General features: G+C 63.2%; 13 protein-coding genes, 1 tRNA gene and 2 pseudogenes. 11 read left to right on the top strand and 5 right to left on the bottom strand.

Annotated elements, in window-relative coordinates; genetic code table 11:
* Nucleotides 1-5: 5 nt before the first annotated feature.
* The 7 genes and pseudogenes from PYR71_RS11230 to PYR71_RS11260 all read left to right on the top strand — a co-directional run bounded on the left by PYR71_RS11230 (nucleotide 6) and on the right by PYR71_RS11260 (nucleotide 6,405).
* Nucleotides 6-1,694, top strand: coding sequence for an ABC transporter permease (locus PYR71_RS11230; RefSeq protein WP_275619398.1), 1,689 nt, complete (start codon nucleotides 6-8; stop codon nucleotides 1,692-1,694).
* Nucleotides 1,682-2,693, top strand: a pseudogene (locus PYR71_RS11235) (ABC transporter ATP-binding protein). Before PYR71_RS11230 ends, PYR71_RS11235 begins: the two are co-directional and overlap by 13 nt.
* Before the next feature lie 128 nt (nucleotides 2,694-2,821).
* Nucleotides 2,822-3,931 (top strand): endonuclease/exonuclease/phosphatase family protein, encoded by a 1,110-nt coding sequence (locus tag PYR71_RS11240; RefSeq protein WP_275619399.1) that lies wholly within the window; start codon nucleotides 2,822-2,824, stop codon nucleotides 3,929-3,931.
* Nucleotides 3,928-4,701, top strand: coding sequence for an NUDIX hydrolase (locus tag PYR71_RS11245; RefSeq protein ID WP_275619400.1), 774 nt, complete (start codon nucleotides 3,928-3,930; stop codon nucleotides 4,699-4,701). Before PYR71_RS11240 ends, PYR71_RS11245 begins: the two co-directional genes overlap by 4 nt.
* A 64-nt stretch (nucleotides 4,702-4,765) precedes the next feature.
* Nucleotides 4,766-5,677 carry a PhzF family phenazine biosynthesis protein gene (locus tag PYR71_RS11250; RefSeq protein WP_183912915.1) on the top strand — a complete coding sequence of 304 codons (912 nt, stop codon included), beginning with the start codon at nucleotides 4,766-4,768 and terminating at the stop codon, nucleotides 5,675-5,677.
* Between the two features lie 226 nt (nucleotides 5,678-5,903).
* Nucleotides 5,904-5,979, top strand: a tRNA-Lys gene (locus tag PYR71_RS11255).
* A gap of 124 nt (nucleotides 5,980-6,103) precedes the next feature.
* Nucleotides 6,104-6,405, top strand: a pseudogene (locus tag PYR71_RS11260) (hypothetical protein).
* 243 nt (nucleotides 6,406-6,648) lie between these two features.
* Here PYR71_RS11260 and PYR71_RS11265 read toward each other — a convergent pair.
* Nucleotides 6,649-6,966, bottom strand: coding sequence for a hypothetical protein (locus PYR71_RS11265; RefSeq protein ID WP_275619401.1), 318 nt, complete (start codon nucleotides 6,964-6,966; stop codon nucleotides 6,649-6,651).
* 291 nt (nucleotides 6,967-7,257) lie between these two features.
* Here PYR71_RS11265 and PYR71_RS11270 point away from each other — a divergent pair, with 291 nt between their 5' ends.
* Both PYR71_RS11270 and chrA read left to right on the top strand, forming a co-directional pair.
* The gene (locus PYR71_RS11270; RefSeq protein ID WP_275619402.1) at nucleotides 7,258-8,073 is read left to right on the top strand and encodes a sulfurtransferase/chromate resistance protein; all 816 of its coding nucleotides are present in this window, start codon (nucleotides 7,258-7,260) and stop codon (nucleotides 8,071-8,073) included.
* A 1-nt stretch (nucleotide 8,074) separates the two neighbouring features.
* Complete coding sequence (chrA, locus tag PYR71_RS11275; RefSeq protein WP_275619403.1) at nucleotides 8,075-9,496, top strand: chromate efflux transporter; 1,422 nt, start codon at nucleotides 8,075-8,077, stop codon at nucleotides 9,494-9,496.
* 104 nt (nucleotides 9,497-9,600) lie between these two features.
* Here chrA and PYR71_RS11280 read toward each other — a convergent pair whose 3' ends face one another.
* Both PYR71_RS11280 and PYR71_RS11285 read right to left on the bottom strand, forming a co-directional pair.
* Complete coding sequence (locus PYR71_RS11280) at nucleotides 9,601-10,932, bottom strand: hemolysin family protein (RefSeq protein WP_275619404.1); 1,332 nt, start codon at nucleotides 10,930-10,932, stop codon at nucleotides 9,601-9,603.
* 93 nt (nucleotides 10,933-11,025) lie between these two features.
* The gene (locus PYR71_RS11285) at nucleotides 11,026-11,409 is read right to left on the bottom strand and encodes a VOC family protein (RefSeq protein WP_275619405.1); all 384 of its coding nucleotides are present in this window, start codon (nucleotides 11,407-11,409) and stop codon (nucleotides 11,026-11,028) included.
* On the opposite strand from PYR71_RS11285, the gene PYR71_RS11290 reads away from it, so the two are divergent.
* Both PYR71_RS11290 and PYR71_RS11295 read left to right on the top strand, forming a co-directional pair.
* On the top strand, nucleotides 11,393-11,707 hold the full coding sequence (locus PYR71_RS11290) for a hypothetical protein (protein ID WP_275619406.1): 315 nt from the start codon (nucleotides 11,393-11,395) through the stop codon (nucleotides 11,705-11,707). The genes PYR71_RS11285 and PYR71_RS11290 overlap by 17 nt on opposite strands.
* 235 nt (nucleotides 11,708-11,942) lie before the next feature.
* Entirely contained in the window at nucleotides 11,943-12,269 is a 327-nt protein-coding gene (locus PYR71_RS11295; protein ID WP_183912927.1) for an RcnB family protein, read from the top strand.
* A gap of 326 nt (nucleotides 12,270-12,595) precedes the next feature.
* Here the strand turns inward: PYR71_RS11295 and PYR71_RS11300 are convergent, their stop codons facing one another.
* On the bottom strand, nucleotides 12,596-12,775 hold the full coding sequence (locus tag PYR71_RS11300; protein WP_275619407.1) for a hypothetical protein: 180 nt from the start codon (nucleotides 12,773-12,775) through the stop codon (nucleotides 12,596-12,598).
* On the bottom strand, nucleotides 12,772-13,977 hold the full coding sequence (locus PYR71_RS11305; protein WP_275619408.1) for a GTP-binding protein: 1,206 nt from the start codon (nucleotides 13,975-13,977) through the stop codon (nucleotides 12,772-12,774). Before PYR71_RS11305 ends, PYR71_RS11300 begins: the two co-directional genes overlap by 4 nt.
* Nucleotides 13,978-13,980: the final 3 nt, after the last annotated feature.

Raw genomic sequence — 13,980 nt, forward strand, 5'->3', positions numbered from 1 at the left:
TCTTCATGCCAGGCTGTCTCAGAGCAGGAAACAGCCAGCCCGCCTGGCTGTTTCCTTTTATCGTCATGACCGTGCTCATCCTCAGCGTGCTGCCGCTCGCCCGCCTCGCCATAGCCGGGATCGCGGCGTTTGCCAGCGGCGGCGTCGCCGATGTGCTCGCCGACCCGGCGCTCTGGCAGGCCACCTATTACACCGTCGTCACCTCCGTTCTCGGCACGATCGTCTCGCTTCTCATCGGCTGCCTCTTCGCCTTCCTGCTGACGCTGACCGACATCCCGGGCAAGGGGCTGCTCAGCTTCTTCTTCGTGCTGCCGATGATGATCCCGCCGCAGGTGACGGCCCTTGCCTGGGTGCAGATGTCGGGGCCTTCGAGCCCGCTGCTGAAGGCGCTCGCGATCGCTCCGCCGCTCGGCTCGCCGCAGCCGCTCTATTCGGTGGGCGGCATCGCGCTGCTCTATGGCGTCCAGCATGCGCCGCTGGTCTATCTCGCGCTCAGGGCCGGGCTGATGACGCTGCCGCGCGACGGCGTCGAGGCCGCAAGGCTTTCCGGCGCCTCCAGCTTTCGGGTCTTCCGCGACATCATCCTGCCTCTGTCGCTGCCCGGCATCATCGCGGGTGCGGCGATCTCCTTCGTCTCCTGCACCGGCAATTTCGGCATTCCCGCCATTCTCGGCATACCCGCCTCGATCTTCACGCTGCCGACGTTGATTTTCACCAAGTTTTCCGCCTTCACCAGCCGTACCTTCGGCGATGTCGCCGTGCTGTCGGCAATCATCGCGATGATTTCGGTCGCCGGGCTGATGATCCAGGATAGGGCGCTCAGAGGCCGCGATTACCGCGTCATCGGCCTGTCCGGGGCGAGCGCCGCCTTCGAGCTCGGCGCCTGGCGGTTCGCCTTCACGCCGCTCCTCTGGGCGATCCTGTTCTTCATGCTCGCCGCACCCTTCTTCGCGCTCGTCGCCGGCGCGCTGGTTCCGGCCTACGGCGTGCCGCTCACCTTCAAGACCATGTCGCTGCATGCCTTCGAGGAGATTCTCTTCCGGCAGGCGGTGACGCGCACGGCTTTCGTCAATTCGATCTCGCTTGCAGGCGCCACCGCCCTGTGTCTCCTGGTGGTGACCGTGCTTGCGGCCTATGTGCTGACGCGGCGCAAGGATGCGGCGTCCCGCATCATCGCGAGCCTGATCGAGATACCCTATTCGCTGCCCGGCATCGTTATGGCGGTCGCCTTCATCCTGGCATCGCCCATCCCCTTCCTCCACATCTCGCTCTACGACACGATCTGGATCATCCTCATCGCCTATTTCTCTTCCTTCTTCGCCGTTAGCCTGAAGCCCGTGGTCAGCGCCTTCCACCAGCTCGATCCGGCGCTGGAGGAGGCGGCGCGTCTTTCCGGCGCCGGCTTCTTCCCGCGGCTTTCCGATATCATCGTGCCGCTGATTGCACCCGCCGCCGGGGCTTCCGTCATCCTCGTCTTCCTGATCGCCTGCAACGAGCTGACGATCTCCGCGCTGCTCTGGTCGGCCGGAACCCAGACGCTCGGCGTCGCCATCTACAATCTCGACGACAGCGGCAGCTCCGACCTTGCCTCGGCGCTGTCGGTGCTCGTCGTCCTGATGGTCGTCGTCATGATGCTGCTTTTGGAACTCCTGGCGAAACACCTGCCGAAAGGAGTGGTCCCATGGCGAAACTGATCCTCAACCGGGTGGCCAAGGATTTCGGCACCGGCCGCGCTGCCGTCAGCGATGTCTCGCTCGATGTGCGCGAGGGCGGCTTCCTGGCGCTGCTCGGGCCTTCCGGCTGCGGCAAGACGACGGTGCTGCGCATGATCGCCGGTTTCGAGACGCCCTCCGACGGCTCGATCCATCTCGGCGAGCGGCTGCTTGCCGATGCTGCCCAATCGCTGCCGCCCGAGAAGCGCAACATGGCGATGGTCTTCCAGTCCTATGCGCTCTGGCCGCACATGAGCGTCGCCGACAATGTCGGCTATCCCCTGAAGGTGCGCGGTGTCTCGGGCGAGGCATACCGGACGAAGGTCGGCGAGGCGCTTTCCACCGTCAGGCTTGCCGATTATGCCGGGCGGCAGCCGACCGATCTCTCCGGCGGCCAGCGCCAGCGTGTCGCGCTCGCCCGCTGCCTGGTGACTTCGCCCGATGTTCGTGCTGCTCGACGAGCCGCTCGCCAATCTCGACCGGCACCTGAAGCAGGAGATGGAGGAGACCTTTCGCGAGTTTCACCAGCGCTCCGGTGCGACGATGATCTACGTGACCCATGACCAGAGCGAGGCAATGGCGCTGGCGACCGACGTCGCCGTCATGTTCGAAGGGCGCCTGCTGCAGGTGGCGCCGCCGGCCGAGATTTATGCCCGGCCGCAGGGCCGCATCGTCGGCGGCCTGATCGGGCGCGGCGCGATCCTGACGCTGCCTGTCATGGGCGGCGAACGCCATCTGGAATGGAATGAACTGCAGGATGCGCTCCAGGCGGCCAATACCGATGGCGCCGATATCCTCGTGCGGCCGGAAGATGTGATCATCGGCGGCGAGGGCGCTCCGGCAACCGTCGAATCCGTGCTGTTCGAGGGCGAGCGTTATGCCGTCAAGCTGACCCTCCGCAATGGCCAGACGCTGCGCGCCTTCAGCCGCGTGGCCGTCGAGGCCGGCGAGGCGGTACGCGCCGTCATCCGCGCGGGCTAGCGGCTTTGATTGACACCGGCAATCGCATTTCGGCTCAAAGAGGCTGGTAGTCCGCAACTTTCTTGGCCCCGCCACCTTTCCCTGTGGCAATTGCCGGATAAGGTACTGCCCACAACCGGATTCCCGTCATGTCGCTTCGCCTCGCCACCTTCAATGTCGAAAACCTGCTGACCCGTTTCGATTTTACCGGCTTCCGCAACCAGTTGCGCCAGGATCGTGTCATCAAGCTTTTCGAGGTCAATAGCGAGGGCGTCTATCAGCAGCTCGAGCAGGCGCGGGTGATTGCCGCCACCGACGACACCCGGCAGATGACGGCGCTGGCGATCGCCGATGCGGACGCCGACATTCTCTGCCTGCAGGAAATCGACAATATGGCCGCGTTGCAGGCCTTCGAATACGGCTATCTCTTCCGCATGGTCGGGAACGGTTACCGCCAGAAATTCCTGGTCGAGGGCAATGACGGCCGCGGCATCGATGTCGCCGTCCTGATGCGCGAGGAAACGCGCGACGGCCAGAAAATCGAGCTCAGGGACATCAGAAGCCACGCGATGACGACCTATCGCGACTTCGATCTCTTCGATGAGGACTTGGCGCTCACCAACCGCATCGACGACAAGATCTTCAAGCGCGATTGCCTGGAGCTCGACCTTCTGATCGGCGGCCGGCCGCTCTCGCTCTATGTCGTGCATTTCAAATCGATGGGCAATCCTCGCGACGGGCTGGACGGGCGGCAATCGACGCTGCCGCTCCGTCGCGCCGAGGCGCGCGCGGTGCGCCGCATCATCGAGGACAGGTTCGGCGCCGGCCGCACAGCCAAGAAGAGCTTCGCCATCTGTGGTGATATGAACGATTATCAGGAGCGCGTCGACGTGGTCGGCCGGCGCGGCGCCGGTTATCGTTTCGAGCATCAGACGGAGGCCGAAAGCGCGCTTGACGTGTTCAGTCATGACGGCTTTGCCGAAAATGTCGTGGTCCGTCGCCAGCCGCTTGACCGCTGGACGCTCTATCACGCGCGCGGACCGCAGGAGCAGCACCTTTGCCAGCTCGATTATATCTGGCTTTCGCCCGCACTTGCCGCCCATAATAGCGGCCGTCTGCCCGAAATCATCCGCAACGGCCAACCCTACCGCACGGTCTTTCCGCCGGGCCAGGAGGTGGAGCGATATCCACGTACCGGCTGGGACCGGCCGAAAGCATCCGATCACTGCCCCGTCGTCATGACACTGGATCTCCCATGAAAACGAATTTGAACATGAAATTTCCGACCGGCGATATTTCCGATGATTTTGTGGACTGGCCGCCGGAAGCAACGGTTTTCCCGATCGCCGGCGTCGACCTGCGTGTGCTGCCCGGCACCCATCCCTTCGTCATCGCCGAGGAAGCGGCGATCCGAGACAATTGGGCGAAGGAAACCGCCGCCAACCCGGCGCTGTTCGACGGCCGCCTGGTGTTCCAACAGCGGTTGTCGTTCAGTGAAGAGGGGATTGTGGGCGAGGGCTACGTCACTCCATTTTCCGCCTTCATGTATTGGCGCCGGCAGCCGCAGCGCCAGGGCGGCCTGCACATCTTCGCCTATCCGGTGCTCGAAAGCTCGGACGGCGCGCTCGTGGCGATCCGCATGGGGGCGCATACCGCCAATCCCGGCCAGGTCTATTTCGCGGCCGGCTCGCTGGAGCCGGAGGATATCATCGACGGGCGCTGCGACATCGAGGCCAATATGCGCCGCGAAGTTCACGAGGAGACCGGACTGGATCTGGCCGACGCGGTCGCGGCGGAAGGGCTCTTTGCCAGCCATGCCAGACGCACGGTGACGCTGCTCAGGCTCTTCCGCTTCGACCTGACGGCGGACGAGATGGTGAAACGGATCGAGGCCCACATGCTGGTCGCCACGGACAAGGAAATCGCAGGTGCGGCGGCGATCCGTTCGGCCGATCCCGCCGCCCATCCCTATAACGTCGCCATGCTGCCCGTCATCGACTGGTATTTCGGAAAGGGTAACCGGCGTTAGCGCCTTGCACTCGACCGTTTGGTCGGGCAGGTTGGCGGCGCGATGACGATTCAGGGAGGCCGATGTGGCGCGAAGCTACAGCGTCTATGACGTGTTCACCGATCGAAAGCTTGCCGGCAACCCGCTGGCGGTGGTCTTCGACGGAGACGATCTCAGCGACGAGGCGATGCAGGCGATCACCCGGGAGATCAATCTCTCCGAGACGGTTTTCGTGCAGCCTTCGATCAATCCCGCCTATGCGGCGAAGCTCCGGATCTTCACGCCTGGCCGCGAGCTGCCCTTTGCCGGCCATCCGACCGTCGGCACGGCGATCGCGCTGGCCGAGCGGGCTCATGGCGCAGCGGCGGTCGATCTCGTTACCGTGCTTGAGGAAAATGTCGGGCCGGTGCGTTGCGCCGTGCGACTGAGGGAGGGCGAGGCGAGCTTTGCCGAATTCGACCTGCCGCGCAAATCGCAGCAGGCGGTGATGCCGCTCGACAAGCTCGGCATCGCCGACGCTTTATCATTGAAGGTCACCGAGATCGGCTTTGAAAATCACGTGCCTTCGCTCTGGAGCGCCGGGGTGCCGTTCCTGCTCATTCCGGTGCACGATGTCGGCACGGCGCAGCGGGTGGAATTCGATCCGCAGCTCTGGGAAAAGATCGTGCCCTTCGTCGATGGCGCGCTGGCCTCGGCTTATGTCTATTGCCGCGGCGGCGTCAACCACGTGGCGAAGTTCCATGCGCGCATGTTCGCCAGCGGCATGGGCATTGTCGAAGACCCGGCTACCGGCGCGGCGGCAGCCGCACTCTCTGGTGCCATCCGCCATTTCGACCGGCTGACGGACGGGCACCACCCGATCATGATCGAGCAGGGTGTCGAGATGGGTCGCCCCTCCTTCATTCACCTGCATATTGATGTCGAAGGCGGGGCGATTTCCAACGCGCGGATCGGCGGTCAGGCGGTGCGGCTGGCCAGCGGCACCCTCGACCTTTGATTTCATAAGAGCGCCGCTGCGTCCGGCAGGACGCGCTGTGGAGGCTTTATCACTTTGAATCTGCGCATAATCCTTTCCGAGGATCGGCGCGGCTTCAGGATCACGCGCTGCATTTCGGCCATGCGGAAAAATCTTTGAGATTAACCAAAGAATTTTCGCCGATGCGCTGGACAAGCCTGCCGATCCTGTTTATACGCCCCGTCACACCGCGCAGCCAAGCGCGAACGGGTGATTAGCTCAGTTGGTAGAGCAGCTGACTCTTAATCAGCGGGTCGTAGGTTCGAGCCCTACATCACCCACCAAATCTCTTGATAAGATTGACATATTAGAGGTCAAGGCCAGGTCTTGCGCCGAAGCGGGCCGCATGCTTAGGACTGGCAACGGCGGTTGATACGCGCCTTGTCTTTCTTTGCCAACGGAGGGGTCATGAGAATCGTCGTTTTTGCCGTCGCTTTATTGTTGCCGCTGCCGGCCTTTGCGCAGGCGCAATGGAGGTCAGAGCGGGCGATCACAGCTGCCGCGAGCTTGCGCAGATCATCCGTCAGAACAAGAAGGTCTTCGTGCGCATGGGGATCGGCGGTCGCAGCTTCCGTTATCCGCCGGCCAGATGCAATCTGGGTGACAAATACGACACGGCAACGGTCAGGGATGCGAACGGTAAAATGTGCCTTCTCGACTATGAGTGCGTGTACGATCCCCAATCCTTCTACAACAGGATCCCCAAATAAGATCGGGATGCGGGCACCGAGAAGGTATGCTTTGCGCGCCGACCGATAGGGCAAGAAAAAAGGCCGGGCGAAACTCGCACCGACCCTTCCTCGATTTGTCTCGACAACAGCTGCCAGTACCTCCGTGGTCAACCGTCAGAGACAAATTCTATGGCCCTTAGATAGGACTTGCGTGGCGACGTTCAAGGCCCTGGCGCGGAAAAGAAGCCGGCATTGGGTCGGCTTCTTTCTGCGACGCTGCGCTTACTGCTGGGCAGGGGCAGCCGGCGGCGTGGCCGGGGCTGGTGCCGGTGCGGGTGCGGGCGTTGCGCTGTTGTCGGTCGGAGCGATCAGCTTGGCCGGCGCCGGCTCGGATTGGGTCGTGGAGGCCGTCGTGTCCGGGGAGGTGCCGGGGGTGCTGCTCCACTGCGAATAGGCGAATGCAGCGACAGCGATCACGGCCAATGCAGCGACCCAGACAACCCACGTATTACTGCTGCGCGCGGTCGGAGTCGTGCGCAGATCTAGATTCGGATTCAGCGGGCGGTTCGGGTCGTTGGCATTATTGGGGTCGTACGTCATGGTACTTTCTCCTCTTGCGGTGACAAGGAAATGGAGCAAAGAGCATTTTGTTCCATTCTGGCGCCGCGAGGCGAGCAATATCAGGGATTTCCGCCTGCAACCTGCCAGAATCGGCGTTTGAATCTGCAGCGCGGCCGGAGGGCGATGTCAGCGCACCGCCGTCTTGGCGGGCTGAGCGCTTGACATGGGTGGGTCTCTTTGCGCATGATTTTGCCATGGGGTCGCGATCACCCCACGAGGCGCCATGCTGAAGAATCGCGTCCAGTAAACCCGATTAACGGAGGACGCGTCATGCCGTCATTTCTTGAAATTTCTCCCGACAAACTCAGCCGGCTCATCGGAACGCCGGCTGCGCCCTGTATTATCGATGTTCGCACGGAAGAGGACTTTGCGCTCGATCCTCGGCTGGTGCCGGGCTCCATCCGGCGCAGCCATACCGATGTCGCCTCCTGGGCAAGCAGCGTCGAGGCTGATGCCGTCGTCGTAGTCTGCCAGAGGGGCGGCAAGCTCAGCCATGGTGTAGCCGCTTATCTTCGCCATGCCGGGATCGACGCCGAGAGTCTTCAAGGCGGTTTCGAATCCTGGACCGCTGAGGGGTTGGCGGTACCGGAGGAAAAGCTGCCGCGGCGCGACCTCGAGGGACGCACGGTCTGGGTGACGCGGGCGCGCCCGAAGATCGACCGCATTGCCTGTCCATGGCTGATCCGGCGTTTCGTCGATCCGAACGCCTTGTTCCTGTTCGTGCCGACGACCGAGGTTTTGGAGGTCGGCGCGCGCTTCGGGGCAACACCATTCGATATCGAAGAGGTGTTCTGGAGCCATCGCGGTGAGCTCTGCACCTTCGACGTGATGGTTGAGGAGTTCGGGTTGGGGTCGGAACCGCTCCTGCGCCTGGCGCGGATCATCCGGGCCGCCGATACTGCAAGGCTCGATCTTGCGCCCGAGGCGCCCGGCCTGCTTGCCGCGTCGCTTGGCCTCTCCAGGATGTACGCCGACGATCTGGAGCAGCTCGAGGCCGGCATGCTTCTCTATGACGCCTTCTTCCGCTGGTGCCGCGATGCGACCGATGAGACCCACAATTGGCCCGCTCCGAAGAAGCGGGCATGAGATGGTCGAGATGACAGGAAATGCGTTGGCCGGAAAAATGGCGGAGAAACAGGCAGGCGAGGAGCGTCATCACGGCGTTTCGTTCGGCGAAGCCTTCAAGGTCTGGCTCCGCGTCGCGGCGCTCAGCTTCGGCGGCCCCGCCGGTCAGATCGCCGTCATGCACCGGATCATCGTCGACGAAAAGCGATGGATCGGCGAGCACCGTTTCCTGCATGCGCTCAACTATTGCATGCTGCTTCCCGGCCCCGAGGCGCAGCAGCTCGCCATTTACATCGGCTGGCTGATGCACCGGACCCCGGGCGGCCTTGTTGCCGGCATATTGTTCGTTCTGCCGGGATTTCTGTCGATTCTCGGTCTCAGCTTCATCTATGCCGCCTATGGCAACGTTGCCATCGTCGCCGGCCTATTCTTCGGTTTGAAGGCAGCCGTGCTTGCCGTCGTCGTGCAGGCCGTCATTCGGATCGGCGGACGGGCCTTGAGGAGTAAGGTCATGGTCGCGATCGCGGGTGCAGCCTTTGTCGCCATCTTTTTCCTTCATGTGCCGTTTCCGCTGATCGTACTTGCAGCGGGCATTATGGGCTTTTTCGGCGGTCGGTTCGGACTTGCCGCCTTCAAGACGGGCGGCGGGCACAAGGCCGGCAGCGGACCGGTGCTTTCGGATGCCGATTCAGTGCTGGGCGAGGCCATACCGGCGCATGTGCGTCCGAACCTCGCCTGGTCCTTGCGCATCTCGACGGTGCTGTTTGCCCTGTGGCTCATTCCGGTCGCTGCCGTCTACGCAGTCTTCGGTGCGGACAGCGTCTTCGCCGAGATCGGTCTGTTTTTCAGCAAGATGGCCGTCGTCACCTTCGGCGGGGCCTATGCTGTTCTCGCTTACGTCGCCCAGGAAGCTGTGCAGCATTTCGGCTGGCTGAAGCCGGGCGAGATGCTCGATGGCCTCGGCATGGCCGAAACGACGCCGGGACCGCTGATCATGGTGGTGCAGTTCGTCGGCTTCATGGGCGCCTATCGCAATCCAGGGTCGCTGGATCCAATGCTGGCTGCCACGCTTGCAGCGATGCTGACGACATGGGTGACCTTCGTGCCCTGTTTCCTGTGGATCTTCCTGGGGGCGCCGTTCATCGAAAAACTGCGTGGCAACGTCGCGCTGGCAGGGGCGATGTCGGCGATCACGGCGGCGGTGGTCGGGGTCATTCTCAACCTCGCCATCTGGTTTGGTCTACATACGCTGTTTGCCGAAGTTGCTGTCGTCCGCCTTGCCGGCCTGCGGCTCGACATTCCGGTGCTGCAATCGGCGGTGCCGGCGGCAATGGCGCTGTCTGCCGTCGCCGCGATCGCGATCTTCCGGTTCAAGACCTCCGTTATCGCGACGCTGCTCAGCTGCGCCGCCGCCGGCATGGTCTGGACGCTGGCGATGAACTGATTAAAGCGCATCGCGATCTTTCAGATTCGCTCCTTGCGCTTGAGCACTTTGTTTTCACGCATGTCGTTGCCGCAAAACCGCTGCTCACTTTTGCGCGACATGCTTTAAACCTCTGCCCCCTCGGCGGCAATGCGCGTCGCGAGCATCTTGTCGATGCGCATGCCGTCCATATCGATCACCTCGAAGCGCCAGCCGTCGAAGAGGAAGGTTTCGCCGGCTTCGGGGATGTGCTGAAGCTGGTGCAGCGCGAAGCCTGCGAGCGTATGGAAGTCGGCGTCGGGGCGATCCTTGAGGCCCAACCGTTCGAAGGCGTCGAAGGCAGGCATCATCGCGTCGATCAACAGCGAGCCGTCTTCCCGAACAACGATGTCGGGCTCCTCATCGGCGCCCGGCAGATCGCCGGCGATGGCTTCCAGCAGGTCTGTCTGGGTGACGATGCCCTCGAGGCTGCCATATTCGTCGACGACGATGGCGAGGCGCACGGGCGAAGCCTTGAAGCTGTCGATGACGCGTACGACCTTGGTACCCTCGTGCAGCACCAGGGGCTGCTTGATTACCTCCAGCGGCCGGACCTTGCCGCCATCAAGGACCTGGTCGAGAAGATCCTTCTTCAACACCATGCCGATCGGCTCGTCGATCGATCCGCGGGCGACCAGCAGCTGCTCGTGGCTGCATTCGCGGATCGTTTTCAGAATCTCCGCCTCGCTGTCGTCAGCATCGAACCATTCGATGTCGAGACGTGGGGTCATGATGTCGGAGACCGGTCTGTCGCCGATGTTGAATACCCGCTCGACCAATTGCTGCTGCACCGGGTTCAAAAGCCCGGCTTCCTGGCTTTCGGCGACCAGCAATTTCAGTTCCTGCGGCGAGTGGAACGAGGATTCTCCGGTTCCGGCGCGAAGGCCGACGGCCCGCAACACGAGGTTGCCCATGCCGTTGAGGGTGAAGATCGCAGGCTTGAACAATACAAGGAAGAGCCCGAGCGGACGCACGACGGCCAGCGAGGTGGCCTCGCTGCGCTGTAGCGCCAGGCTTTTGGGTGCGAGCTCGCCGAGCACGATATGCAGCGCCGTGATGATCACGAAGGCGACGACGATGGCGACCGTATGGGCGCCGGTCGTCGCCCATGGTTCGGGCAGCCAGGAGAGCAGGGGCTCGATCAGATGGGCGAGCGCCGGCTCGCCGACCCAGCCGAGCGCCAGCGACGATATGGTGATGCCGAGCTGCGTGGCGGCGAGATTGGCGTCGAGATTGTCGACGGCCCGCTGGAGCGCAGTGGCATTCATGCGACCGGCTGCGGCAAGCTCGGCGACCCGGCTGCGCCGCACCGACACCAATGCAAATTCGGCGGCGACGAAAAAGCCGTTGGCGGCGACGAGAAAGAACACGGCTAGTATCCCGACATAGTCGAAGAGCCCGCCCGCGAATTCGGACATATTTTGCCTACCTCTGAATTGACGCGAGTCCGAAACTACACGCTCGGGGACGGCTGACAAGGCGCAGCCGTCGTTCTTGCGCTGCCGCGGCGGTCATCTCTTCGGCGCTTCGAAGAGCTCGATCGGGTTACCCGCGGGGTCTTCGAGCAGGATCTGCTTGCCGCCGATGCCCTGCACGATGTCATTGCGAAAACGCGCGCTGGCCTGGCGCAGTCTGGCGACTTCCGCCTCGAGGTCGGCGACCTCGATCTGGATGCGGTTCCATCCGCCGGGTTCCGGTGTTCGTCCGTCCGGCATGGCCTGGGAAGCTCCGCCCGGACCCGTCGTGCCGCTGACAAGCAGCCGGAAGCCGTCCCTGGTCAGGATGGCAAAACTTGGTGCCGGGTGAAGCGCGACGGAGAAGCCGAGATGCCTGGTGTAGAATTCCACCGCGGCGTCGACGTCGTCGACGATATAACGCATGCTGATGCCGGGCATGGTTTCCTCCATGGTGTTTCCGCTGTCGTGGAGCGCTGCACGCGACGGTGCGGCGGACGCTCCTGTTTCAAATCTGCGCCCAATCGTTCCGAAAATCGAATCCGAGCTTGGGCTATCCGCCGGTCGCGGCGAGGGAGGCCGAACCTGCTGCCAGCAGCAGGACGATGACAAGCGCGATCGCGCCGGCACGGCGCGTTCCGGGAAAGCCGAGACGGCCGGCAAGTGCGGGCGCATCGGCGCGACAGAGAACGAGCCCCGCCGCCGCTCCAAGCGCAATCGCGTCGATCTGGCCGAATGATCCGCCGACGAAGACGACGATGGCGGCCGCAGCTTCTCTCCTACCTCACCTGAGGTGCCCCGTCAGGGGGCTCGAAGGGCGAGGCGGCCACCAATGTTGGTATATGAGCTTTATCTAAAATGGAAGACACGCCGCGGAAGCCGCGGATTTCATTACGGAAGTTTAATCTAGCTTTCAGTTTCGGTTCATCTTTTCGGCCCTAGTTTTCTCCCGTGCCCAACACGAGGAACCGCACATGAAAAAGATCTTTGCAGCTCTCCTGTCCGCATCCTTCCTTCTCTCGCCGATCGTTGCCTCCCAGGCGAGCGCGGATGATTTCCGCCGTCCGCCCGTCGTCGTTCAGAAAGAGGTGATCGTCAAGAAAACGGTCGTGAGGCCGCATTGGAAGAAGGGATACCGCGTCAACGCCAGCGAACGCCGCCGGTTTCACGACGTCAACGACTACCGCCGCTACCGGCTCGCGCCTCCGCCGCGCGGCTATCGCTGGGTCCGCGCCGACAACGACTTCCTGCTGATCGGCGTTACCAGCGGCATCATCTCCGGCATCATCGCCGGGCGCTGATGGCAGGATATGGCAAGGGCGGCTTCGGCCGCCCTTTTTAGATTCTGAGAGAGAAGGCGTGCCGTGTAGCACCCCCTCTGACCTGCCGGGCATCTCCCCGACAGGTGGGAAGATCGGCAAAGGGTTGGCCCGCCAGTCCCTCTCCGCCGTCGTGCGGAAACATCAGGCCGTTATTGTTTGGCAAAGTCATCAGCCCAGCCGATCTCCCCCTTGCTTGTGGGGAGATGCCCGGCAGGTCAGAGGGGGTGCTACAGCACGCCGACGCGAGAAGGAGAGAAGTACGAGAATTGCGCAAAATCAGGCGCGCTTCCTGCACAGACAAATCGTCACCCCTGCCGGCGTGACGACATCACCCGCTCGGCAATGATCCCGAGCAACCCTTTCGGCCTTTCGGCCGCAACCTCAGCCTCCCGCTCATAGGTCAGCGGATGCAGCCCCTCGATCGGCGGCAGGGGATCGCATTCCTCGCAGCTGCAGCGGTAGCGCTTGATCGCCGCCGCCTTCATGCGGCCTCCCTGTTCCAGCTGGCGAAAGGGTCGGGCAGGTTGCGCCAGCGCTCCGGCATGAAGGAATCGCCTTCCACCAGGCAGGCATCGAGTTCTCTCCTGATCCAGCCCTCGTCCATCGGGTCGGCGCCGATGAAGACGATTTCCTGGCGGCGGTCGCCCCAGACGGGATCGAGATAAGGGCCGAGGGCGTTGAGGAAGCCAGGCACCTGCGGCCACTGTTCGCGGGGGACGGCCGCCCGCCACAGGCCCATCTTGCCGGTGCGCACGATCGCGCCCGCCTGGCTGATCTCGCCGACATGGTGCGGGCGAGTGGCCAGCCAGAAGAAGCCTTTGGCGCGCACCACGCCCGGCCAGGTCTTGTCGAGAAAGGCTTGGAGCTTGGCCGGATGGAACGGCCGCTTCTCGCGATAGACGAAGGAGCGGATGCCGTATTCCTCGGTCTCGGGCACATGGTCCTTGAAACCGTGCAGCTCCTTGTACCAGAGCGGATGGGTCTCGGCCCTGTCGATATCGAAGCGGCCGGTGCCAAGTACGTCCTTCAGCGCCACCTTGGCGAAATCTGCCTCGATCAGCTTGGCATCGGGGTTCAGGCCGATGATGATCCTGCGCGCGGCGTCGCGCTGCTCGTCGCTTGCCGTGCCGATCTTGTTCAGCACCACGACATCGGCGAATTCGATCTGCTCGACCAGCAGGTCAACGAGGGTCCTGTTGTCGCCGTCACCTGCGGTTTCGCCGCGGTCGTCGAGGAAATCGGCGGAGGCGTAGTCGGCCAGCAGATTGGCGGCGTCGACCACCGTTATCATCGTGTCCAGCCTCGCGACATCCGAAAGGCTTTCTCCGTTCTCGCCACGGAACTCGAAGGTGGTGGCGACGGGCAGCGGCTCGGCAATGCCGGTCGATTCGATCAGCAGGTAATCGAAGCGGCCCTGGTTGGCGAGGTCGCGGACCTCCTTCAAAAGGTCGTCGCGCAGCGTGCAGCAGATGCAGCCATTGGTCATCTCGACCAGCTGCTCCTCGGTGCGCGAGAGATTGGCGCCGCCGTTGCGCACAAGGGCGGCGTCGATATTCACCTCGCTCATGTCGTTGACGATGACGGCGACGCGCAGGCCCTCGCGATTGGCGAGCACGTGGTTGAGCAGCGTCGTCTTGCCGGCGCCGAGAAAGCCGGAAAGCACCGTGACCGGAAGTCTGTCGTCCATGGG

The sequence above is a fragment of the Rhizobium mulingense genome (genome assembly GCF_029194105.1).
In the GTDB taxonomy this organism is placed as follows: domain Bacteria; phylum Pseudomonadota; class Alphaproteobacteria; order Rhizobiales; family Rhizobiaceae; genus Rhizobium; species Rhizobium mulingense.